Source organism: Flagellimonas sp., assembly GCF_965233845.1.
Classification (GTDB): Bacteria; Bacteroidota; Bacteroidia; order Flavobacteriales; family Flavobacteriaceae; genus Flagellimonas.
The window spans coordinates 2,700,441-2,722,609 of record NZ_OZ247584.1 but is presented as its reverse complement, the minus strand read 5'-3'; the positions used below and the strand labels follow the sequence as shown (position 1 = coordinate 2,722,609).

Sequence of the window (22,169 nt, the reverse complement as noted above, 5' to 3'; positions counted from 1 at the left end):
TTATTTTCCAGTGTAGGCCTGCCAATCCTTGTCTTTGTAAATGTCATCCCCAAAGTAGCGGGCTATCTGTAGAAAAGGCTTTGCCTTTTGGTAGCCGGGAACAGGGGATAGCATATTCAGGTTTTCATCCAAAAAGACCACCGTGGGGTAGCTCATCTTGCCTTGAAGAAGTGCAGCCGCAAATTCATGGTATCCACGCCTACCAGATGGAACATACTTAAAAGTATTTCCTTTGAATTCAATGGGGTCTTTACCTTCCGCATCCAATTTTACCATATAAAAGTTATTGGCCATATAAGCCGCCACTTCAGGATTCTGAAAAGTATCCTTGTCCATTTTTTTGCACCATCCGCACCAATCCGTATAAACATCTATGAAAATCTTCTTGGGCTGGGCATCCGTTTGGGACAATTGAACTGCTTCTTCCCAACTTACCCAGTTTACATTTTGGGCATGGGATTGGAATCCAACTAAAAATAGTAGAAGTAAAGATATTCGGGTCAAGTAGGTATAAACTGCACGCATCATTCCTTGGATTTTATTGGGTTTGGTCTTTCGACCCTAACAAAACTAACGAAAATTATGCCAAAATAGTGTTAACCAAATGCTTCCAACAAAAGGATGAGAACACCCATTAGAAGACATAAAGGAGAATAGTACTTCGTGTCTAGGATGGAAAACTTACTGTTTTTGGCTGTTTTAAAAAACCCGACATACTTAAAGTCCCCAAACGCCCGAACAATAAATACGAGGGCGATACCTATTGAAATATATTGCAACCATGGATGATTTATATAGCCGATAACCTTGTTGATATAAATAAAAGCAAAGCCCAGCAAAATTACTCCCACCGCTACCGCCATAAGTTTGCCTGGGGGTTTAACAGTATTGCTCTTTACGCTTTTGGGTAAAACAGCTTCAGGATCCTTGATACCGAAAATTGACCAATAAAAATGAAGCACCGCCAAGAAAATTAAAACAACGGACAACATGATGGCCAATACATCCATATTATTTGATCACTTCTGCTTTTGGGATTTCAAACAAGTTTTTCACATCCACTTGGTTTCTAAGAATGTCGTCAAAAGTTTCACGTTCCCTTATCAAATGGGCCTTGCCTTGATACCAAAGCACTTCGGCGGGTCTAAAACGTGAATTGTAATTGCTAGACATGGTAAAACAATAGGCTCCGGCATTCTTAAAACACAGAATATCTCCTTCGGAGATTTCGTTGATCCTGCGGTTACTGCCAAAGGTGTCAGTTTCACAAATATAACCAACAACAGAGTAATAACGTTCCTTTCCTTTCGGATTTGAAATGTTGCTGATCTCGTGGGAAGACCCGTACAACATAGGTCTGATCAAATGATTGAAACCGGAATCCACGCTGGCAAATACGGTGGAGGTGGTCTGCTTCACCACATTGACTTTGGCCAAGAAATAACCCGCTTCGCTCACCAAGAATTTTCCAGGTTCAAAAGCCAAGGTTAACTCTTTTCCATATTCTTCACAAAACTGATTAAACCTAGTGGTGAGTTTTTTGCCCAATTCTTCAATATTGGTTTCAATATCACCTTTTTTGTAAGGCACTTTAAACCCACTTCCAAAATCGATAAACTCGAGATTTTTAAAATTTTTGGCGGTTTCAAACAGAATCTCGGAGGCGTATAGAAATACATCTATATCCAAAATATCGCTACCTGTATGCATGTGAATACCATTGATGTTCATTTTGGTGAGATCAACGATACGCAAAAGATGCGGAATCTGGTGAATACTGATACCAAACTTGGAATCGATATGTCCCACCGAAATTTTGGAGTTACCGCCGGCCATCACATGCGGATTGATTCGGATACATACAGGTACATCTGGATGCTTGCTTCCGAATTGTTCCAATACGGATAGGTTATCAATATTGATTTGCACGCCGAGAGCAGAAGCTTCCTCTATTTCTTCCAAGGAAACACCATTAGGGGTAAAAATAATGGACTCGGGTTTAAACCCAGCCATCAACCCCAATTTAACCTCTTGAATGGAAACCGTATCGAGACCACTGCCCAATTGGTTCATCAGGCGAAGAATGGAGATATTGGACAGCGCTTTGGCTGCGTAATTGAGTCGGAGACTGCCCACACCTTTGAAGGCATTGGTCAATCTTTGGTATTGGGATGCTATTTTTTCAGCATCGTACACATATACGGGTGCACCAAATTGCCGTGAAATTTTTAGTAAATTCTGGGAGTTCATGTTCAAATTAGTCTTTCAAACAAATCTATGTGTTGTGAATCAGCTAACCAAGAATATAATATCAAATCATATTAATTTAACAATTTGTTCAAAATATAACATTCTAAACGAATTGAACTTGCGGCTTTGAGGTTAGCATTGTACATTTAATACAAATTCGCAGCATGAAATTACCCCTTTTTCCTTTGCAGTCGGTTTTTTTTCCGGGTGAAACGGTTCCATTGCACATTTTTGAGGACCGCTATAAGCAATTGATCAACGATTGCAGGCAGGAAGCTGTGACTTTTGGAATTCCCGTTTTTATTGATAATACCATTGCTTTTGGTACAGAAGTACAATTGGTGGAAGTGGTAACCACCTATGAAAATGGGGAGATGGATGTGGTATGCGTGGCCCGACAAGTTTTTCGGATTTTGAGTTTTGAACAGCAATTGGAGGACAAGTTATACGCCGGGGGAGAGGTGGAGTTTTTGGATGTTGAATATAGCGCGGATGAAAGCTTACGGCAAGAGGTGTTGGATAAATTGGAGGCGTTGTACGCATTAATGGATGTACCCTTCAGTCAACCCCAACAGTTCAATAGTTTTTCACTGGCACACAAGATGGGGCTTTCCTTTGAACAAGAGTACGAACTGCTTCAAATTTCCAAAGAAACGGATCGTTTGCTGTTTATTAAGCAGCACTTGGATTCCACCATTACCGTGCTTGAAGAGGTCAATAGAACCAAAACCTTGATAGAAATGAACGGGCACTTTAAGAACTTTGACCCCCTGGATTTCAAGAATTTCAAGAGATAGGATATATTTTAGACTCAAGACTCAAGACCAAAGACCCAAGACCCAAGACAAAAGAGCTTTTTTGGTTCTAAATGTTGAATGCTAAATTTTAAGTTCTCAATTAATTTCAGCTCAAAATGAAAACTTCACAACCCAGAATTGAACATTGTTCCTTGTTAACCGTTCACTGATCCAGCATCCAATATCATAACTACAGCAATTTTCAATTCTCCACTTTCCATTTTCCATTTTCAATTGATTTGGTCCCAAATCCTAGTTTAATCCCTGAATAATTGCCCTTATACCAGTTATTACCCGTATTAATGCTTTTTCCCTTCAATTTGTCAATGTGGTTTTCTATTTTTGTCCGCAAATAAAAGTCAATTCACAGATGAATCTTCACGAATATCAAGGGAAAGAAATTTTAGCCAGTTTCGGTGTCAGAATCCAAAGAGGAATCGTAGCCAGGAACGCAAAGCAAGCGGTTGATGCAGCCAAACAACTTACGCAAGAGACGGGTACAGGGTGGCACGTTATCAAAGCGCAGGTCCATGCGGGAGGAAGAGGAAAAGGCGGTGGTGTTAAGCTGGCCAAAAACTTGAAGGAAGTTGAAGAGTTGTCGGGCAACATTATTGGAATGAACCTAATTACCCCGCAGACATCTGCAGAGGGGAAAAAAGTACATCAGGTTTTAATCGCTGAGGATGTTTATTATCCGGGCGATAGTGAAACCAGCGAATTCTATATGTCAGTTCTTTTGAACAGGGGTACTGGTAGAAATATGATCATGTATTCCACAGAAGGGGGAATGGATATTGAGGAAGTGGCTGAAAAGACCCCACATTTGATTTTTACGGAGGAAATTGATCCTGCTGTTGGTCTTATGCCCTTCCAAGCTCGTAAAATTGCTTTTAATCTTGGGTTATCAGGTGCTGCTTTTAAGGATATGGTGAAGTTTGTGTCAGCACTTTACAGAGCGTATCAGGAAAGTGATGCGAGTTTGTTTGAAATCAACCCGGTTCTTAAGACTTCGGATGATAAGATCATGGCTGTGGATGCCAAAGTTTCCATCGATGATAATGCGCTATATCGCAGAAAGAATTATGCAGAGATGCGTGACCTGCGTGAGGAGAATCCCATAGAGGTAGAAGCTCGCGAAGTGGGCTTGAACTATGTGGATTTGGACGGTAATGTGGGTTGTATGGTAAACGGGGCTGGTTTGGCCATGGCTACCATGGATTTGATCAAGATGGCAGGTGGAGAGCCGGCCAACTTCCTGGATGTTGGTGGTACGGCTGACGCCAAAAGGGTTGAAGAGGCCTTCAGAATTATCCTCAAGGATCCAAATGTAAAAGCGATATTGATTAATATTTTTGGTGGAATCGTCCGTTGTGATCGGGTGGCACAAGGTGTTGTGGATGCCTATAAAAACATGGGAGATGCCATTAAAGTGCCAATTATAGTAAGACTACAGGGAACCAATGCGGAACTGGCCAAGGAAATTATTGACAATTCCGGATTGGCGGTACATTCTGCCGTTCAATTTCAAGAAGCTGCCGATAAGGTAAAAGAAGTATTGGGATAATACCTTGCTTAAAATAAATTGAAAAGGCATTACCACTTGGTGATGCTTTTTTTTGCTTGAAAGGATTCAACAATTCCATTTCATGTGTTTAAATCAAATTTTAACATAGTTAATTTCAACAAATTAGGCACTAAAACAGCCATTTCAGGAGTTATCTATTGGAAGCCAAACCGTAAACCATTACCATGGGGACCCATAAGGAGAAACTCAGCATCCTATCTGAAATGATTGCCTTTGCAAGGGTGGATCATTCCCTTAAGGACTCCGAATACCAATTTTTATTGGGTGTGGCCTCTCATTTGGGAATTGACAAGGAGACCTTTGACGGACTTCTCAATGAAAAATCTCCCAAGGTGGTTTTAAAATCCCAAGCCGAACGCATAGTGCAGTTCCATCGTCTCTTGCTTCTGATGAACATTGACCAAGAGCAGCATCAAAAGGAAATTAGGACGTTGCACAACATTGGCCTCGCCATGGGGCTACCACCTTCAGCAATTGGGCAGGTTTTGGAGGTAATGCACCAATATCCCAACAAGGTCGTTCCAGTCGATGTGCTTATTAATATCTTCAAAGCGCATTATAACTAAAGACAAAATGTCATTGTTTTTTGTTAAAGAAATGCCAAAATGACACATTTTTTGCATTGGTATAGGATTTGACTATAGCTAGGTGATTTACACATGTATAATAAAATTGAATCGCCATGAGTATAGTAAAAAGAAACAATCTGTTTTTTCCATCCCTAATGAATGATTTCCTTAGACCTGATTGGTTTGGTGGAACAGAAAACTGGAATAACAACCTTCCTGCTGTCAATATTAAGGACAACGCAGAAGGTTTTGAATTGGAACTTGCGGTTCCTGGAGGTAAAAAAGAGGATTTTAAAGTGGAAGTGGATAACGATGTGCTGACCATTTCCAACGAGGTAAAATCTGAAAGCAGGAAAGAAAACGACAATTACACCCGAAGGGAGTTTGCTTATTCATCCTTCCAAAGAGCGTTTACCCTACCTGAAACTGTTGATGGTTCCAAGATAGACGCTAAATACGAGGATGGTATTTTACGCTTGACCCTACCTAAAAAAGAAGAAGCATTGCCCGCTCCAAAGCGTTTGATTTCCATAGGTTAAAAGCAGAACAAAATTGGGAACACCAACTTAGGTGTTTTTCATGATGGCCTGCCGGATTCTCGGCAGGGTTGGTTTAGTTGGTTAGTTTGTGAGCGCGTTTCTACACTCTTCTACGTAGAAGCGCGCTTTCTTTTATTCTTGTTCCTGAAGTGTTTTTATTTCATCCCTAAGTTTGGCCGCTTCCATGAAGTTGAGTTCTTTGGCCGCTTTTTCCATGGCTTTTCTTTTTTCCCGAATCAATTTTTCCTTTTGATCGGGTGTCAAATATTCCAAGTCGGGTTCGGCGGCTCTTAGCTCCTCCTTTTGGAAGTGGTATGTGGATACCGAATTTTTAGCTAAGGCATTGTCCAAGTTCTTATTTAGGGCTTTGGGCGTAATGTTGTTCTCCTTGTTATAGTTGATTTGTTTTTCCCTTCTGTAATTGGTCTCGTCTATTGTTTTCTGCATGCTTTCCGTAATGGTATCGGCATACATGATGGCCTTTCCATTTAAGTTACGGGCAGCCCTGCCCACTGTTTGGGTCAAGGAACGGTTGCTTCGTAAAAAACCTTCCTTATCCGCGTCCAAAATGGCAACTAGGGAAACCTCGGGCAAATCCAGCCCTTCCCGCAGTAGATTTACTCCAATCAATACATCAAAAAGCCCTTTGCGGAGATCCTGCATGATTTCCACCCGCTCCAAGGTGTCCACATCACTATGGATATACCTGCACCGAACATCTATTCTGGACAAATATTTGGTCAGTTCTTCGGCCATTCGCTTGGTCAAGGTGGTAACCAAGGTACGCTCGTCCAGTTCCACCCTTTGCTGAATTTCTTCCACCAAATCATCAATCTGGTTCATGCTGGGCTTTACCTCAATAACGGGATCCAACAAGCCTGTAGGTCTAATAACTTGCTCCACATATACCCCTTGACTTAGTTGCAGTTCATAATCGGCCGGAGTGGCACTTACATAAATAACCTGATTTTGAAGGGCTTCAAATTCTTCGAATTTAAGAGGGCGGTTATCCAGGGCAGCAGGAAGTCGAAAACCATAATCCACCAAATTTTCTTTCCGGGAACGGTCACCCCCGTACATGGCGTGCACTTGAGGAATGGTCACATGGCTCTCGTCAATCAACATAAGATAATCATCAGGAAAGTAATCCAACAGGCAGAAAGGTCGTGTTCCCGGTTCACGTCCATCCAGATATCTGGAGTAGTTTTCTATACCAGAGCAATAACCCAACTCTCGGATCATTTCCAAATCAAAATTGGTTCGTTCCTCCAAGCGTTTGGCCTCCAAGGGTCGGCCAATTTCCTTGAAATAGTCAATCTGCTTCACCAAGTCATCCTGAATCATGTGGATGGCATTTTGTAAGATATCCGGGGAGGTCACAAACATGTTGGCCGGATAGATGTTCAGCGAATCATAGATTTCAATGACCTTGTTATTGAATGGGTCCAATGCCTCAATTTCCTCAATTTCATCCCCAAAAAAATGAATTCTGAAAGCGTGGTCGGCATAACCTGGAAAAACATCGACCACATCTCCCTTAACCCTGAAATTCCCGTTTCTGAAATCGGCAGTGGTACGGGAATACAGGCTTTGTACCAGTTGTTTCAGGAATTTGGTCCGGGAAATAACCTGATCCCGGTGAATGGAAATCACATTCTTTTGAAATTCAACGGGGTTTCCAATGCCGTATAAACAAGAAACAGAAGCCACGACCAAAACATCCCTTCGCCCAGAGAGCAACGAAGAAGTAGCGCTCAAGCGAAGCTTTTCAATATCCTCATTGATACTAAGGTCCTTTTCAATATAAAGACCACTGGTGGGGATGTAAGCCTCGGGTTGATAATAATCATAATAGGATACAAAGTATTCTACCGCATTGTTGGGAAAAAATTGCTTGAATTCGGAATACAACTGGGCTGCCAAAGTCTTATTATGGGCTAGGACCAAGGTGGGTCGCTGCACGCGTTCCACCACATTGGCTACGGTAAACGTTTTTCCAGAACCCGTTACCCCCAATAGGGTTTGATGGGGTTCACCTTCCTCAATTCCTGTTACCAATTGTTGAATGGCCTGTGGTTGATCACCAGTAGGGTCAAACTCCGATACGACTTGAAACTTCATACTATAAAAATACTAAAGGGACAGGGCATAGGGAAGTGTGGACCATTATCTTTTTAATGCAAAATGCCCTTGGATCTCACGGTTTTGATCATCGGTGGCAGAAAACCAATATTCGCCAGCAGGAAGAGGTTTGCCGCCATAGTTGCCATCCCAACCAGAGGTGTTTTCGGAAATAACGGCCAACAGTCTTCCGTACCTATCAAATATTCGAATATTTGTCGGTATCACGGCACTGCCCTCCTTGGGCAAGACAAATTGCCAGATATCATTGACGTTGTCCCCATTTGGGGTGAAGAATTTAGGAAAACCTTCCACTGTAAGGTCCTGTATAAACTTTTCACTTACTGTTCCGCATCCATTTTTATCCCTAACATAAAAGGTATGGGAGCCGGGCACAACCCCAGTAAAGACATTGCTGTCTTGGTAGGGTCCATTGCTGTCATCTACGGCAAATTCATAGTCTCCGTTTCCAGTTGCGCTTACGGTAACCTCAAACCCCAGTGCCGTGTCCACTGCAGATAGGCCGTTTATGGTGGCAGTCTCGGATGAAACCACTTCAAAAACCTGGGAGTTTGGACATTCAACAATTGCTCCGTCTTGGTTGATCACGTTAAAGGCCATATATCGGTAGCGCCCATTTTCACTCAGTGTGACCTCATTGGAATTGGAGATCATCACCTCGTTGTCAAAGTCATCTATCTGAAACCATCTATACCCATCTGCTATATCAGGTGCTGTAATGGTCAAAGGTGCTTCGTTCTGACAAAAAGAAAGGGTTTCCGGAAAATCTATTTCAGGGCCAAAAGTGACAAATTCCCCCGTATTGGGGTCCAAGTAGGGCCCACATCCCAGCAGAGTAGAAAAACTTTCTTGTACACAGCCAATGGCACTTCCTGCGGCATTGAAGGGTACAATGGTGATAAAAAATGTCCTGTTGGGTTCAAAATTTAGGACAAGGGTTGAGTTGGTGGAAAATGATGTATTGTTCAATATGTCGGCACCATCAATGGTGGAACCTATGGTAACCCGATATCCTGTGGCACCAGGAACGGGCAACCATTCTATTAATGGGGTCAGGGGTACGTTAATCTCTCCATTCATAGGGGTAACCAAGGAAGTACATCCTGGTAGTGGGGCCAAAGCAGCTGTGGTAAAACTAATTTCCGAGCAGTTGGGGGCATTGCCATTTTCATTATATGGGGTAACCGTGGCGTACAGTTGGGTATTCGCAGGTAGCTGCCCAGGTGGGTTGAAGGATATAACATTGCCAACATCCGTTAGGGGAACAACATCATCTGTTCCAGGGGCAGTCCCAATGGAAACGTTATAGCCTGTTGCCGTTGGGGCATAAAACCAGGAAAGATTGGAAAAAACGCTGACATCTATGGCCCCGTCCACTGGTGTCCTAAAGGTGGTGCATCCCGGTGCAGTGACCACGTCTTCAGTGGTGAAGGTTTGGCTGCTACAGATAATATCCTGACTTCCTTGAAACAAAAAATCCAGAATTATGGTTACGTAAATTTGGGTGTTTTCAGGCAGTCCCAAAGGAGGTGTATAGGTTGTTGCACTTCCCACGGACTGCTCCAATATTTCTGCTCCCCCGTCTGTGGTGCCCAGTCGGATTCTATAGCCTGGAATGCCATCGGAAACGGCCCAGGTAATGGTAGCATCCACGGGAACATTTGTAGCCCCATTTACTGGACTGAGCAAATTGGGGCATTCCTGTGCCATCCCAACCGCCGTTATACCAAGTACAACGATATGTAGCAATTTTTTTAACATTCAATAGCAATCCTACCTAAAAGGTAGTTATTTTTATGATTCAACCAAGGTTTATCGTTTTAAACTAAAATGACCTTTGAAAACCCGACCATCTTCCAAATTCACTTTGAACCAATAATCCGACGCGGGCAGTTCATTATTATTGAAAGTGCCATTCCATCCGCTGGTTTTGGGACTTAGCAATGCCATGAGTTCTCCATAGCGATTATAAATGGATATAAGGCTATTGGCCTGATATGCCTCGTCCACACCGATGAGTTGCCAGGTATCATTCACATTGTCCCCATTTGGTGTGAAAAATTTGGGATATCCGATAACCGCTATTTTTTGCTTGCTTATACCACAACCATTTTTGTCGCGAACACTTACTGTTATGAATCCTGGGTCTATATTTTCAAAAATTGGCGAATCTTGATAGTTGGTTCCGTCCAGGGAAAACTCGTAGTCCCCGTCTCCCATGACCAGTACTTCCACCATATTGTCAGCGGATAGATCCTCAATAAGCACATCCTGAATCAGAGCTTTGTTGGAGGGAATAATCTCAAAATCCGCGGTATTGAAGCACTCAAAAACCCCTTCGTCGGTGTCATACCTATAGCCAACTTCCAAGGTATATCCGCCAACCGCTGCAATGGAAATATCTTGTTGATCACCTACAAATTCGAGACTGGTTCCGGCTCTTCTGTACCATTGGTAGCTGTTGTAACCGTCCGGGGCATTGACCACTAGTGGTGGACCATCGGTACACCATGAAATTTCTTTGGGAAACTTGATGGAGGGTGTAGGGTTCACAACAAAGTTTAAGGCATCAATGTCCTCGCATTCGTTATTGCTTTCCAAGCGGGCATATATCGTAGTGGACTCCGAGAGGTAATTTCCGGAAATGAGATGCAGTTCCAGAGTGGCATCTTCCACTGAGGCATAAAACGAAACATCGGAATTTGGGTATTCAAGGGCTTCGATTTGATTCAAATTAAAGATACCCTCAAGCTCAGCATCCTCGGAGTCAATATCACATTCATAAAAGGTCTTTGCGTCATCCGGGTTTAAAAGGATAGATCTAACCTCAAGTTGGAGTTCCCCGGAATTGGAACAGCCATTGCCATCCACAATTTGATAATAAATGGTCTGGTTGAACGGGGAGGTGTTGGTATAGCCAACGGGATTGTTTATTTCGTTGCCAGCCCCCAAATCTGCCATGCTTTCATAAAAAGAATAGCTATAAGCGGTATCAAAAATGGCTTCTTCCAGATTGAATGCTGTGAGACCATCATCGTTACCATCCAGGACTATGTCACATTGGGCCAGAGTTAACGGAGGTGCGATGGGTAAGGGGTTCACCGAGATGAAAGCCTCTCCAATGACAGGGCATTGACTGGGGTCGTTCGGAACTATCGAGAGACTGTATCTACCGGCATCAGAAGGGTCGGCGTTGGCTACCGTAAATATGTTTCCAGAATTGGATATGGGGTTGCCGTCCTTTTCCCAATTATAGGTGGCATTGGGCATAATGTCTGCCTCAAAAGTAAAATCCTCGCCTTCACAGATGGTGCCCGAGGTGCTTTCCGATCCATCACTGTTTTTGATTATGGCAACCCTATCAAAATAGGACTGGATAAAGGGCGGAAGTCCTTGCGTTGCCCTTCCACCTCCCAAATTCACCGCATTGTGGTTGTAGTTGGCCGCGTTCCCAAGTTCATTGGGGTTTTCAATAACCCCCAGGAATGAAGTACCTCGGATGTAATTTTCAGCTATAGTTCTGTAGATTTTTCCGTTTTGACCCAATTGTAATGCTCCACGATAAATGGATCTTCGGTCTATTTCCATTTCGGATGCTGCCACATTGCTTGCCGTAAGATCATACTGCAATAGCGAGGAAGAGTGACCTTGCTCCTCAAGTGCTGGGAGGTTATTGGAAGTATGTACATACAAAAAACGTTGATTGGGGGAGAACTCCAAACCGTATGGGATTTTGTTTGGAGCGGCTACGTTAACCCGTTCCTGATTGGATACGATGCCCGTGGTGGTATTAAAATCATACAAATAAAGCCCAAAGGCCATATTGGCACTGGCCAATTTTTTTCCGTCTGCTGAAAATTTTAGATAACCACGTGGGTCTTGGATGTCCAGACTGGGAAAAGTGGATTTTACAGCTGTGGTATTGACTCCTGCCGTGCTTACCTCAAAAGCATGATAGGTATTGAAAAATTCATCCCCAGGATTTTCAAATCCCAAGGTAACCACCCAAATGGACTCATCTGAACAATCTTTGATCACCGCGGTAATTTTCTCCGAACAATCAGGTAGTAGGTTCACATTTTTTTGGATTACGGCTCCATTTCCGCCATTGTGGGTCATGTCCACTACAGAATAGCTTAGTCCGCGATCGGGATCCTCCTCAAAAGTTGAGGTATCCACAGTAAAGATGTACAGCATATTGGGGTCTTGTGGTTTTTGCACCACAATGGCAGATTGGGTACTGGAAGGATCGCCATATAACCCACTGCCCCCTTGCATTATATTATGGGTGCGATCATAAACGGTAATGCCATCGGTATAAAGCAAGAGATTGCCAATGCCATCCGAAATGGAGGTGCAGCCTTCAAAGGTATTGATGCGACCCCCTGATAATGGGGTAACTGTACCGTCATTATTGAAAGTAATTCCAGCCCCATTTCCAAAATACCAATTGGAAGTTTCTCCCTGTGCAAAAAGCCCATGGAAGGAGAAGAATATCAGTAAAAAAAGTAAGTATTTATATAGCATTCAACGGAAAACAGTACCTGACAAGATACTATAAATCCCGCTTTTTCAACAATACGTATGATAAATAGACAAAAAGTACAGTCCAAAAGATGACAATCAAGAACTCATACCAATATACATGATAGTCAAAACTCATGTTCTCGCCAATTTGCTGCCCAATGTTCTGAACGGCAGATAGTCTTGTAAACGGTTCCTTGATCAAGTTGGTCATGGATTCCAAAGGAAAGAAGTCTTTGACCGCTTTGGCATTGTCCCAACTCATAACTTTCCAGCCCAGTAAACCAAAGACAATTTGTTCCAAAACAGCCCATAGAATCAGAAATCCTAGCGCAAAAGCAGAGCGTTTGACGAAAATGCCTAGGAAGAGACAGAACGAGAAAAATCCAACCAATTTGATGAAAAAGGCCAGCAGGAATTCCAGGTCTGAGAATATGATTGAAATTTCATTGTAGTCAGAATAAACGAGTCCCAAAATCATGGAAACCACAAAGACGAAGACGGTGGAAATCAAGGAAAATGAGATGACCGTCAAAAATTTGGAAGCAATGAATTCCTTTTTGGACAACCCATCGATAAGGTTTTGTTTGATGGTTTTATTGCTATACTCGTTGGCCATCATGGATACAATGACTATGGCGAGGAACAGCTTAAAAATGGCCGTGACAAAGGTGTTGAAGTGCCAGATATAAGGAAAATTGAAGATTCCTTGATCTGCTAAATGAAATTTTACAGGGCCAATATCGAACTTTATGGCTGCAATCAACGCAATGGAGGTCAATAGCACAAAGTAAGACGTGATTAAAATTTTACTGGCCCTATTGTTCCAAAGCTTTATGAATTCTATTTGTAGTAAGCGTACCATTCGTTTTCTGATTAGTTGTTTTTGGTCAAGGTCAAAAATTGCTCTTCAAGACTTTCCTTCCGTTTTACCAGATGGGATAAAACCAAGCCTTTTTCATATAAAATCTTGTTGAGTTCCTCCGCCTGCATTTCTTCTTTAAGATAGGCAGTAAGAGTGCCATTCTCTCGGGTGATTTTCCCAAAACTGGCGTTTTTATCCAGCAGTTGTTCCAACTTGTCCATGTCCGATGTACGAAGCTCAAAGAACCCATGACTGGCCAACATGCCATCTACAGGACCCGAGTACAACTTTTCTCCCTTTCTCAGGATGACCACATGGGAACATACTTTTTCTACCTCGTCCAACAAGTGTGAGGCCAAAAGGATGGTGGTGCCTTGACCGGCAATTTTCTTGATAATTTGTCTGATTTGATGAATACCTTGGGGGTCCAATCCATTGGTAGGTTCATCCAGAATAAGAATTTCTGGGTCGTTTAACAGAGCCGAGGCAATGGCCAAACGCTGTTTCATTCCCAACGAATAGGTTTTGAATTTACTGTCCTTGCGGTCCCAAAGACCCACCAATTCCAATTTTTCCTGAATCTTGATCTCAGGGACATCTTTGATCTTACAAACCAGCTTCAAGTTCTGAATCGCAGACATATAGGGATAGAAATTGGGACGTTCAATGATGGCCCCGACCTTTTTTAAAGCTTCATGGGTAGAGGTGTTGCCGTCAAACCAGCTAAAATTACCTGATGTACGGTTGACCACATTAAGGATAATGCCCAAAGTGGTGGATTTACCGCTACCATTTGGCCCCAAAATGCCATATACGTTGCCCTTTTCTATGGTAAAGGACAAGTCTTTAACAGCGGTAAGAAAACCAAATTTCTTGGTCAGGTTTTGTACGGTCAGTATTGTTTCCAAGACGGAATCGTTTTTTGATTAGTTTATAGTAACTTGACGAGGATTAGCCAATTTTGTTACAAATTAGGGAAAGAATGTCCGAAGAAAAATTGATGTCGAAGAAAAAACCGGCCTATCCGGTCAACAAAAAACTGGATGGATATCTACACCGGTACAGCCGTAAAATTGAGATTCCCATTTTTTACGAAGATCTTTTGCGCTTTGCAGGTTCTGTGGTGGTTTATGATGCTGATGGGGAGGATACGCTATGGGTAAGGGTGTATTATTCCGATTTTGATCGCGAAGAAATCGATTTAAGCCTGAAAAAGGTGTATTCCATTTTGCACTCGGATGGGGGAGACCGAATTTTGGAGTATCTCAATGTGGATGCTGTGGATTACTGCACTTTTGGGAATTCGAAACCCTTCCGCATCAAGGTCCGGAACATCCTCAATGACAATTACACCTACTTCTATGTCAAAAAAACGGACGCTTCCAGGGTATATGGATTGGAATTGGAACATATGCTTTCACCATACAACCTTAACTTCTTGGTATTTGGTGATACCTTGATTGAGGAACATATTGCAGGGATTCCTGGCGACGTATTTATCGAGGACATGTTGCCCAAATGCACCGAGGCGGAAAAGGCACAGTTGGCCAAGGAATTTGTAAAGTTCAACGAGCGCTGTATGATCAGGCTTCTGGGAGATATGCGATCCTACAACTACGTTATTGTTCCAGTGCATGATTTTGACCATGTGGTGTACAAAATAAGGGCTATTGATTTTGATCAGCAGTGCTTTGAAGGAAAGTTAAAGGTGTATCGCCCCCAGTTTTTCAAGGAGAATAATAAAATGGTGGAATTGGTCAGATCCAAGTTGCAAAAGCATTCTGTGGACCAATACAAAATTGAAGAACGTTCTATGGTTGCCAAACGGATTCTCAGCTCGGGAAAAAGAATCAAAAGGTTATTGAATGCCTGCGTGATGGACGAAATTTCCTTGGAAGACAACATTACCCAACTGAAATTGGAAATTTACGAACTTGCCAAGGATGTTAATTTTAAAAGATGCAATACCATGGGCGAGGTTTTGGCTTTAGCGCTTGATTTTGTGAAGCGGAATTATCAAGATGTGAACATGAGACAGATTTTTGGATAGCTGGTTGTCAGATTTTAGATGTCAGAGGTCAGATGTCAGATGCTGGATGTGGTTTGTTGAACATTTGGATTAATAAAGGCTAACTTTTCTGCTCCTTGTTAAAATATACTAGATAGTAGTACATCTGTCGTTCCTCGTCCCAGCCTTTTTCCACAAATTTTTCTGCGGATTCCGGGTTGATAAAATCCATTTTAATCTGAATGTTGGTATCCAGATTAATGACATTCTTTATTTTTTTACGAGCGTCGGAAACGGCCTTGTTGGCAATGTCAAAATTGGAAACATCCTCAATACTGTATTTAGGCCCTTTTTCAACCTTGTAATGCTTAAACTCGGGAATCAGTTCAGGATTTTCCATGACCTCATTCAAAAATGAAGTTTCTTCAAAGGCATCGTTTTTGGCAAAATGGTTTACCGCGCGATTCATAAAAAGCACTTCCTGTTGTTTGTCCTCTGCAGGTAAAACCACGTCCTTGGCAAAGTTTTGACAGAACTTTAGATAATTCTTGGTGTAAAAGTTCTCATCTGTGAGCGGGGACAGGCCCAAAAAGTTCTCCAACCAATATTTGGCGTCATACCGATTACTATCCACGGATAAAACCTTGTATCCATCTTCTTTGGCTAAATTGAAAATGATGCACCCCTTGTCCAACTTATTAATGTTGATTCCCTGCTTGATAAGGATTTCCAAGTTTTGACCTTCTTCCTGGAACTGTAAAAAATCGTGTTTTAGCTCACTTTTGAAAATTCCCGCAGCCTCCACTTTTTGGTTGTCCAATACCATGTCTGAAAAGTGAACCACATAGACCTCTCCACTTTTTATGTGGGGGTGGTTGGACTGTTCAAAAAGATGGGTGGTTATTTTCTTGGAAACCGAATGGATTTGGGAAACGTCTTCAAAAATCTCACCAACAAGCTTGTAAACTTCATTGAATTCCACATCCACCTCGTTGTCAAATCGAAAGTAATTCTCTTCTTTTTCTCTAAAGGGTCTAAAGAAATACTCTTTCAAAAGCCCGGACATTTCATCGTTTAAACTGAAGGGTTGTGCGGACAAAAAGACGGATTCGTTTTTACTTTTGTTGCCCACACGATGAAGGGATACACTTTCAATTTGGGCAGGATATAGGTTTAGCATTGTTAATGGGTAAAAGGTTGCGGGTTACGGGTTAAAGGTTGCGGATGTTTATTGATTTGAACTTGAGTTTGGGCTTGAAATTTGAACTTGAACTTGAACTTAAGTTTGAATTTGTCCTTAATCAGTTCCAATTTTCGTCAAAATCCAAATCATCGTAGCTGTCAAATGAATCGTCAAAGTCCATTGAAGGTTTGGATTCGAATTTTTTCTCTGGTGGGGCATCAGGAAGCTCACCAAAGCTGAACAATACATTGGGATAAGAACGGCCATCTTCCTTTTCAACCATATCGGCCAATTCCACAAAAAAGGTCCACATGCTCAAAAAATCATATACATAAATCATTTTGGGACTTTGTTCACTAAGCACATCATCCAGAACGGTTTCGTTCATTAAACGCACATCAGAACCGTTTTCACTCATATCAAAGAGTGCGATTTCCTCATCTTGGTTCCAATCCTCATCACAGGTGTAAAAGGAGGCCATTTCACTTCCCCCAAATCCAAAGGCTTGGGTAATGGAATTGTGAAACTCTTCCAAGGTATTGGAAGCCTCTATTTCCAAATCCCGAAAAATATCCTCTTCCGCATCAAGAATGATCCTGATTTTGTATATCATCCAGCAAAAATTAAAGTGGGGTCAAAGTTACAATAAATAGTGGGTTATTTGGTGAACCTGTGCAAGCTAAAGGTCATTGCCGCCAGAAGAAAAAATGCCCCAACCTGATGCAAAATACCAAGCCATAAGGGTACTGCCATGATCAAGGTTAAAACACCCAATAAAAACTGGGCGAACACCAAAATAAGCAGCATTTGAATTCCTTTTTGTTGTGGTGAGGTCAACTTTACTTTCTTGGTTTTGTACCAAATGGCCAAAACAAAAGCCACTACCACATAGGCCAGATAGCGGTGCACGAATTGAACGCCGCTTTTACCTTCATAAAGATTTTTGACAAAGGGCTGTTGTTCAATATAGACCGTTTCATGAATCAATTTTCCGTCGCTCATCAGCGGCCAGTGGTTATGAATGAATCCTGCGTCCAATCCAGCTACAAATGCTCCCCAAATAATTTGGATGATCAATACCACAAGGGCCGCGCGAATTAGGTTTCTGATGGATTTCTGAACCTCCTTCTTGCTGGGATATATAAGATCAAGCGCTACCCAAAGGCTATAGGCAAAGGTCAAGAAAGCCGTGGTTAGATGGGCGGCCAGGCGATAATGAGAAACATCAGGGCGGTCCACCAATCCACTTTTTACCATATACCAGCCCAGAAAGCCTTGAAATCCTCCTAAAAAAAGTAAAACCAGCGATTTCCGTATAGTAGGTCGATCTAGTTTTTTGGTAACCAAAAAGAACAGGAACGGTACAATGAATACTATGCCTATGAACCTGCCAATTACCCTGTGCAACCATTCCCAGAAATAGATACTCTTGAAGTCCTCCAGGGTAAAATGGTAGTTTAGCTTTTGATATTCGGGATACTGCTGATAGAGTTCAAATGCTTCTTCCCACTCTTGTTGATTCATGGGAGGTAAGGTTCCGCTGATCAGCTTATAGTCGGATATGGAAAGTCCGGAATGCGTAAGTCTGGTGATTCCACCCACTACTACCATAATGAAAATAAGAACACAGCCCGTCAGGAGCCAATAGATAACGTATTTATTTTTTTTCATCCGCAACGGGTTCAAGATTCATTTGTTTCCCTTTTTCCAACATAAATTGATAGGCAGCCTCATATTCATTGGGGATTTCCCCTTCCAAAATGGCCTCTTTGATGGCATCCTTTAGAATTCCAATCTCTTTGGAAGGTTTAAGGTTAAAAACCTTCATGATTTCCTCCCCAGAAACAGGAGGTTGAAAATTTCGGATGTGATCCCGTTCCTCAACTTCGACGATTTTTTGCCGGACAACCTTAAAGTTGTTCTTGTACTTTTTCTGTTTTCTGGGATTTTTGGTAGTGATATCCGCCTCACATAAAGTCATTAAATCTTCCACATGCTCGCCTGCATCAAAGACCAACCGCCTAACTGCCGAATCCGTTACATGGTCTTCGGACAAAATTATGGGCCTGGAACTCATGAGCACCATCTTCTGTACGAACTTCATTTTCTCGTTCAGGGGCATCCTAAGGCGTTTAAAGAGTTTGTACACCATTTTGGAACCAACAAACTCGTGGCCGTGGAAGGTCCAGCCTATTTTTTTGTGGAATTTCTTGGTAGGAGCTTTTCCAATATCGTGCAACAAAGCGGCCCAGCGTAACCAAAGATTATCGGTGGTTTGGGCAATATTGTCCACTACTTCCAAAGTGTGCCAAAAATTGTCCTTGTGTCGTTGTCCCTCAATTTCTTCAATGCCCTGAAGTGTGGTCAATTCAGGTAAGATGTAGGGAAGGAGCCCGGTTTGATGCATTAATCCAAGACCAATTGAGGGTTTATTGCTTGAAAGAATTTTATGTAGCTCATCTACAATGCGTTCCTTGGAAACAATTTTTATGCGGTCTTTGTTTTCCGTGATGGCCTGAAGCGAACGTAATTCAATGGTAAAATTCAATTGGGTGGCAAACCGAATGGCGCGCATCATCCGAAGCGGGTCATCTGAATATGTGGTGCCAGGTTCAAGCGGAGTCCTAATAATTTGCTGTTCCAAATCTTTTCTTCCATTGAAGGGATCCAACAGAAGCCCAAAATTTTCAGGATTAAGGCTCAATGCCATGGCGTTAATGGTAAAATCCCGTCTATTTTGGTCATCTTCCAAAGTTCCGTTTTCCACAACAGGTTTACGGCTGTTTCGGTCGTAACTTTCCTTACGTGCACCCACAAATTCAAGCTCAAAATCTTGGTGTTTGATCATGGCAGTCCCAAAATTCTTGAAAACAGAAATCTGGGGATTTCCTTGTAGTTTGGACGCTACTTTTTCAGCCAACTTGATTCCACTTCCCACGGCAACAATGTCAATATCTTTTGGAGCTCCTCTTTGAAGCAGGTAGTCCCTGACAAATCCACCAATAACATAGGAATCCAGACCCAGTTCTTTGGAAGCCTCACCAATGATCGTAAAAATTGGATTTTCTAGTACCTTTTTATGGAATTCCTGCGCCATGCTACTCCCGGATTACCTTGACCTGCCCATCGTTGCTAAGCTTAATGATGGAAGAAGGTGAAGGGTCTTTGTTTTCGTCCGGCAAATTTACCACATAGTCCACTCCTTTTAAAATTTCTGGGACTATCTCCCCAAAATGTTTGGGAGACGGAAAACCGGAAATGTTTGCGGAGGTGGACACAATGGGTTTTCCAAAATTGTTAATGAGATATTGACAGAATGTATCAGATGCTACCCTAATGGCCAAGGTGTTATCTGAGGCGATCAGGTTTTTAGCAATCCCGATGGGGTTATCAAAGACTATGGTGGTAGGTTTGGTGGCGAAATCCATAATATCATAGGCCACTTCGGGAACCTGTTTAATATGGCGTTCCAGCATGGCTTGACTGGAAACCAAACAGATTAAAGCTTTGCTGTCTTCTCGCTGTTTAAGTTCGTAGACCTTTTTTACAGCTTCAGGATTAGTGGCGTCGCAGCCAATACCCCAAATAGTATCGGTTGGATAGAGAATGAGCCCGCCAGATTGCAAAATTTCCTTTGCTTTGGCGAGTTCTGGACCAAAGTCAGGCTTCATTTACTTTTTGTATTTCAGTTTTTCGCGCTGTACGCTCTCAATATCCAGAATGTCCTTTTGTTTGTAGGTCAATGCCTGATGGGTCGCACGAACATCCCTGCAGAGTTTGCGAAGTCCCATGGGTTCCAGCGAAGCAGCATGGTCTGTGCCTTTCCATGTTCTGTCCAGTGTAAAATGACGCTCAATGATGTGTGCACCCAGGGTATAGGCAGCGACATCAACAGCAATGCCCAAGTGATGCCCTGAAAAACCGATGCTTTTTACACGGTCATCATATTTTTCCTTAAGCTTTAGAATATCTAGCAGGCAGATATCCTCAAAAGGAACCGGATAGCCAGAGGTGCAATTGTAGACCACCAAATCTTTCGCCCTACCGCGTTCTTCAAAGAAATCCACCAAGGTTGAAATCTCATCTTTTGTGGTCATTCCCGTGGAAATGTGCAGTTCACCTTTATAATTGTCGCATAACCATCCCAACATTTCATAGTGGTTATTGCATGCTGATGGAATCTTGATGAATTCAGGATTTAGGCTGGCAATCTCCTTTGCCGAGGTAGTGTCCCAAACGGAAGTGGAGTAGGTAATGCCCACTTCATTGCAATAGGCCATCAACTCTTTGTGCTGCTCCACATCAAATTCTAAAAACTCCCGATGTTCCCCATACGTATTTCCATAAGAATTGACCGGATTGGGGTGCGGTTCGTTGTACTGCTCCTCTGTCAACAATTCCTTGTTGTTCCTTTTTTGAAATTTTACCGCATTGGCATTACCAAAAATCTTGGCCATGTAAATGAGCTCTTTGGCTATTTTCATATCACCTTTGTGGTTACAGCCAATTTCTGCAATGATATAGGGTTCTTTATAGGTCATTAAATCTTAGATTGTAGTTCATGATAAATTCGCAAGCCTCTCTGATGGCTCCATTCGCTGATGCATGGGTTAAAACCACATCAGCTTGATACTTTATGGGTTTTGTTGCATTGGCCGGGCAAAACGACCAACCCACTCGAAGCATATTGGCCATATCGTTGACATCATCCCCAATGTACGCCAATTCTTGAGCCGTAAGCTTGCGTTCCTGTAAGATGTTTTCCAAGAAGGAGTATTTGTCCTTTACCCCAAGAAAAACATCCTCAATTTGTAGTTTTTTCATGCGTTGTGCCACCGTTTCGGAATCTTCCGAGGTCATTACCATGACGTTGACATTGTGTTGCCTAAGGATCTCCAATCCCATACCATCCCGCATGTCAAACGTTTTGGATAGCTCTCCGGTTTTTCCATAGGTAACTTTGCCATCTGTAAAAACCCCGTCCACATCAAGAATAAGATGCGAGATGCGTTGTGGTGTTTTTTTGGTCTTAAAACTGGAAATTAGCAATTGTTCTATGACGTGCCAGTCGGTTTCAGAATCTATTTCCACTAAAGTGTCCTCTGACATTTCCACCAATCCAATTTTGCCACTAAGTCGGTTACCTGATACCAGAAAAGCTTTCTTTAGGGAGGTGTAAACGGCACCGTTTTCCATAAGCAAACCATCAAAATCCTGTCTTCTGGGCCGTTTATTGAAATTGTAGTTAAGACTTTTACCATCCTTGGACCAAATAAACCTGTGTGTGCGAACCACGCTTAGTGCAGCATCATATGTTCCATTCAAAACGAGCTCCAATCCTTTGTTGATGTCTGTTCTTTGCGTTAGCGGCGAGGTGGCCTGTAAGAGGCAGAAAACATCATAATCGTGGTTGATGAGCTCCGAGAATTCCAGCATTGCCGACTCCGTGGAGGCAGTATCCGATGCGTTTTGGGCTGAGCGCAAAAGCGGCTTGACCTTGTTTGTCCAGGTATAGTTTTTGTCAATGTAGGCAATGATTTCCTCATCATCGGTGAACACATATACCTCGTTCAAGTTGGAAAAAATGGCTTCGCTCAGCACCCAAGAAAACAAGGGCCGGCCCAATAACTTTTTCTTGTTTTTACCAGGGATGCCTTTGGAGTTTTTTCGTAAGGGGATAAAACCTATGGTCTTTTTTTGCATGCTT

General features: G+C 42.4%; 20 protein-coding genes. 5 read left to right on the top strand and 15 right to left on the bottom strand.

Features of this window, described 5'->3' with window-relative positions; all coding sequences use genetic code 11:
- The 3 genes from ACO6S0_RS12005 to lysA form a co-directional block, all read right to left on the bottom strand.
- On the bottom strand, window positions 1-528 hold the full coding sequence (locus ACO6S0_RS12005) for a thioredoxin family protein (RefSeq protein ID WP_422348612.1): 528 nt from the start codon (window positions 526-528) through the stop codon (window positions 1-3).
- A 68-nt stretch (window positions 529-596) separates the two neighbouring features.
- Entirely contained in the window at window positions 597-1,010 is a 414-nt protein-coding gene (locus tag ACO6S0_RS12000; protein WP_422348611.1) for a DUF3995 domain-containing protein, read from the bottom strand.
- Between the two features lies 1 nt (window position 1,011).
- The gene (gene lysA / locus ACO6S0_RS11995) at window positions 1,012-2,250 is read right to left on the bottom strand and encodes a diaminopimelate decarboxylase (RefSeq protein ID WP_422348610.1); all 1,239 of its coding nucleotides are present in this window, start codon (window positions 2,248-2,250) and stop codon (window positions 1,012-1,014) included.
- A gap of 164 nt (window positions 2,251-2,414) precedes the next feature.
- On the opposite strand from lysA, the gene ACO6S0_RS11990 reads away from it, so the two are divergent.
- The 4 genes from ACO6S0_RS11990 to ACO6S0_RS11975 all read left to right on the top strand — a co-directional run bounded on the left by ACO6S0_RS11990 (window position 2,415) and on the right by ACO6S0_RS11975 (window position 5,740).
- Window positions 2,415-3,047, top strand: a complete 633-nt coding sequence (locus tag ACO6S0_RS11990) for an LON peptidase substrate-binding domain-containing protein (protein ID WP_422348609.1) — start codon at window positions 2,415-2,417, stop codon at window positions 3,045-3,047.
- A 370-nt stretch (window positions 3,048-3,417) separates the two neighbouring features.
- Window positions 3,418-4,611, top strand: a complete 1,194-nt coding sequence (sucC, locus tag ACO6S0_RS11985) for an ADP-forming succinate--CoA ligase subunit beta (protein ID WP_420400370.1) — start codon at window positions 3,418-3,420, stop codon at window positions 4,609-4,611.
- Between the two features lie 185 nt (window positions 4,612-4,796).
- Window positions 4,797-5,198 carry a TerB family tellurite resistance protein gene (locus tag ACO6S0_RS11980; RefSeq protein ID WP_420400369.1) on the top strand — a complete coding sequence of 134 codons (402 nt, stop codon included), beginning with the start codon at window positions 4,797-4,799 and terminating at the stop codon, window positions 5,196-5,198.
- 116 nt (window positions 5,199-5,314) lie between these two features.
- On the top strand, window positions 5,315-5,740 hold the full coding sequence (locus tag ACO6S0_RS11975) for an Hsp20/alpha crystallin family protein (protein WP_422348608.1): 426 nt from the start codon (window positions 5,315-5,317) through the stop codon (window positions 5,738-5,740).
- 132 nt (window positions 5,741-5,872) lie between these two features.
- Here the strand turns inward: ACO6S0_RS11975 and uvrB are convergent, their stop codons facing one another.
- The 5 genes from uvrB to ACO6S0_RS11950 form a co-directional block, all read right to left on the bottom strand.
- Entirely contained in the window at window positions 5,873-7,861 is a 1,989-nt protein-coding gene (uvrB, locus tag ACO6S0_RS11970; protein WP_422348607.1) for an excinuclease ABC subunit UvrB, read from the bottom strand.
- 45 nt (window positions 7,862-7,906) lie between these two features.
- The gene (locus ACO6S0_RS11965; protein ID WP_422348606.1) at window positions 7,907-9,592 is read right to left on the bottom strand and encodes a T9SS type B sorting domain-containing protein; all 1,686 of its coding nucleotides are present in this window, start codon (window positions 9,590-9,592) and stop codon (window positions 7,907-7,909) included.
- A gap of 102 nt (window positions 9,593-9,694) precedes the next feature.
- Window positions 9,695-12,409 (bottom strand): T9SS type B sorting domain-containing protein, encoded by a 2,715-nt coding sequence (locus ACO6S0_RS11960; RefSeq protein WP_422348605.1) that lies wholly within the window; start codon window positions 12,407-12,409, stop codon window positions 9,695-9,697.
- Window positions 12,410-12,437: 28 nt separating this feature from the next.
- Complete coding sequence (locus ACO6S0_RS11955; RefSeq protein WP_422348604.1) at window positions 12,438-13,271, bottom strand: ABC transporter permease; 834 nt, start codon at window positions 13,269-13,271, stop codon at window positions 12,438-12,440.
- Window positions 13,272-13,282: 11 nt separating this feature from the next.
- Entirely contained in the window at window positions 13,283-14,179 is an 897-nt protein-coding gene (locus tag ACO6S0_RS11950; protein WP_422348603.1) for an ABC transporter ATP-binding protein, read from the bottom strand.
- 74 nt (window positions 14,180-14,253) lie between these two features.
- On the opposite strand from ACO6S0_RS11950, the gene ACO6S0_RS11945 reads away from it, so the two are divergent.
- Window positions 14,254-15,321 (top strand): hypothetical protein, encoded by a 1,068-nt coding sequence (locus ACO6S0_RS11945; RefSeq protein WP_422348602.1) that lies wholly within the window; start codon window positions 14,254-14,256, stop codon window positions 15,319-15,321.
- Window positions 15,322-15,400: 79 nt separating this feature from the next.
- On the opposite strand, the gene ACO6S0_RS11940 is transcribed toward ACO6S0_RS11945, so the two are convergent.
- The 7 genes from ACO6S0_RS11940 to ACO6S0_RS11910 form a co-directional block, all read right to left on the bottom strand.
- The gene (locus tag ACO6S0_RS11940) at window positions 15,401-16,459 is read right to left on the bottom strand and encodes a nucleoid-associated protein (protein ID WP_422348601.1); all 1,059 of its coding nucleotides are present in this window, start codon (window positions 16,457-16,459) and stop codon (window positions 15,401-15,403) included.
- A 121-nt stretch (window positions 16,460-16,580) separates the two neighbouring features.
- Window positions 16,581-17,075 carry an IS1096 element passenger TnpR family protein gene (locus tag ACO6S0_RS11935; RefSeq protein WP_422348600.1) on the bottom strand — a complete coding sequence of 165 codons (495 nt, stop codon included), beginning with the start codon at window positions 17,073-17,075 and terminating at the stop codon, window positions 16,581-16,583.
- Between the two features lie 44 nt (window positions 17,076-17,119).
- The gene (locus ACO6S0_RS11930) at window positions 17,120-18,133 is read right to left on the bottom strand and encodes a COX15/CtaA family protein (protein WP_422348599.1); all 1,014 of its coding nucleotides are present in this window, start codon (window positions 18,131-18,133) and stop codon (window positions 17,120-17,122) included.
- Window positions 18,120-19,559 (bottom strand): CCA tRNA nucleotidyltransferase, encoded by a 1,440-nt coding sequence (locus ACO6S0_RS11925; protein ID WP_422348598.1) that lies wholly within the window; start codon window positions 19,557-19,559, stop codon window positions 18,120-18,122. The genes ACO6S0_RS11930 and ACO6S0_RS11925 overlap by 14 nt, the downstream gene beginning before the upstream one ends.
- A 1-nt stretch (window position 19,560) precedes the next feature.
- Window positions 19,561-20,133, bottom strand: coding sequence for an L-threonylcarbamoyladenylate synthase (locus ACO6S0_RS11920; RefSeq protein WP_422348597.1), 573 nt, complete (start codon window positions 20,131-20,133; stop codon window positions 19,561-19,563).
- Entirely contained in the window at window positions 20,134-21,003 is an 870-nt protein-coding gene (locus ACO6S0_RS11915; RefSeq protein WP_422348596.1) for an N-acetylneuraminate synthase family protein, read from the bottom strand.
- Entirely contained in the window at window positions 20,993-22,165 is a 1,173-nt protein-coding gene (locus tag ACO6S0_RS11910) for a cytidylyltransferase domain-containing protein (RefSeq protein WP_422348595.1), read from the bottom strand. Before ACO6S0_RS11910 ends, ACO6S0_RS11915 begins: the two co-directional genes overlap by 11 nt.
- Window positions 22,166-22,169 lie beyond the last annotated feature (4 nt).

What these genes read in the sequence shown, in the direction of transcription:
- ACO6S0_RS11990 (WP_422348609.1), top strand. Translation starts at nt 2,415, where the DNA reads ATGAAATTACCCCTTTTTCCTTTGCAGTCGGTTTTTTTTCCGGGTGAA.
- lysA (WP_422348610.1), bottom strand. Translation starts at nt 2,250, where the DNA reads ATGAACTCCCAGAATTTACTAAAAATTTCACGGCAATTTGGTGCACCC.
- ACO6S0_RS11930 (WP_422348599.1), bottom strand. Translation starts at nt 18,133, where the DNA reads ATGAAAAAAAATAAATACGTTATCTATTGGCTCCTGACGGGCTGTGTT.
- ACO6S0_RS11965 (WP_422348606.1), bottom strand. Translation starts at nt 9,592, where the DNA reads ATGGCACAGGAATGCCCCAATTTGCTCAGTCCAGTAAATGGGGCTACA.
- ACO6S0_RS11955 (WP_422348604.1), bottom strand. Translation starts at nt 13,271, where the DNA reads ATGGTACGCTTACTACAAATAGAATTCATAAAGCTTTGGAACAATAGG.
- ACO6S0_RS11935 (WP_422348600.1), bottom strand. Translation starts at nt 17,075, where the DNA reads ATGATATACAAAATCAGGATCATTCTTGATGCGGAAGAGGATATTTTT.
- ACO6S0_RS11945 (WP_422348602.1), top strand. Translation starts at nt 14,254, where the DNA reads ATGTCCGAAGAAAAATTGATGTCGAAGAAAAAACCGGCCTATCCGGTC.
- ACO6S0_RS11975 (WP_422348608.1), top strand. Translation starts at nt 5,315, where the DNA reads ATGAGTATAGTAAAAAGAAACAATCTGTTTTTTCCATCCCTAATGAAT.
- ACO6S0_RS11980 (WP_420400369.1), top strand. Translation starts at nt 4,797, where the DNA reads ATGGGGACCCATAAGGAGAAACTCAGCATCCTATCTGAAATGATTGCC.
- uvrB (WP_422348607.1), bottom strand. Translation starts at nt 7,861, where the DNA reads ATGAAGTTTCAAGTCGTATCGGAGTTTGACCCTACTGGTGATCAACCA.
- ACO6S0_RS11920 (WP_422348597.1), bottom strand. Translation starts at nt 20,133, where the DNA reads ATGAAGCCTGACTTTGGTCCAGAACTCGCCAAAGCAAAGGAAATTTTG.
- sucC (WP_420400370.1), top strand. Translation starts at nt 3,418, where the DNA reads ATGAATCTTCACGAATATCAAGGGAAAGAAATTTTAGCCAGTTTCGGT.
- ACO6S0_RS11915 (WP_422348596.1), bottom strand. Translation starts at nt 21,003, where the DNA reads ATGACCTATAAAGAACCCTATATCATTGCAGAAATTGGCTGTAACCAC.
- ACO6S0_RS12005 (WP_422348612.1), bottom strand. Translation starts at nt 528, where the DNA reads ATGATGCGTGCAGTTTATACCTACTTGACCCGAATATCTTTACTTCTA.
- ACO6S0_RS11910 (WP_422348595.1), bottom strand. Translation starts at nt 22,165, where the DNA reads ATGCAAAAAAAGACCATAGGTTTTATCCCCTTACGAAAAAACTCCAAA.
- ACO6S0_RS11925 (WP_422348598.1), bottom strand. Translation starts at nt 19,559, where the DNA reads ATGGCGCAGGAATTCCATAAAAAGGTACTAGAAAATCCAATTTTTACG.
- ACO6S0_RS11940 (WP_422348601.1), bottom strand. Translation starts at nt 16,459, where the DNA reads ATGCTAAACCTATATCCTGCCCAAATTGAAAGTGTATCCCTTCATCGT.
- ACO6S0_RS11960 (WP_422348605.1), bottom strand. Translation starts at nt 12,409, where the DNA reads ATGCTATATAAATACTTACTTTTTTTACTGATATTCTTCTCCTTCCAT.
- ACO6S0_RS12000 (WP_422348611.1), bottom strand. Translation starts at nt 1,010, where the DNA reads ATGGATGTATTGGCCATCATGTTGTCCGTTGTTTTAATTTTCTTGGCG.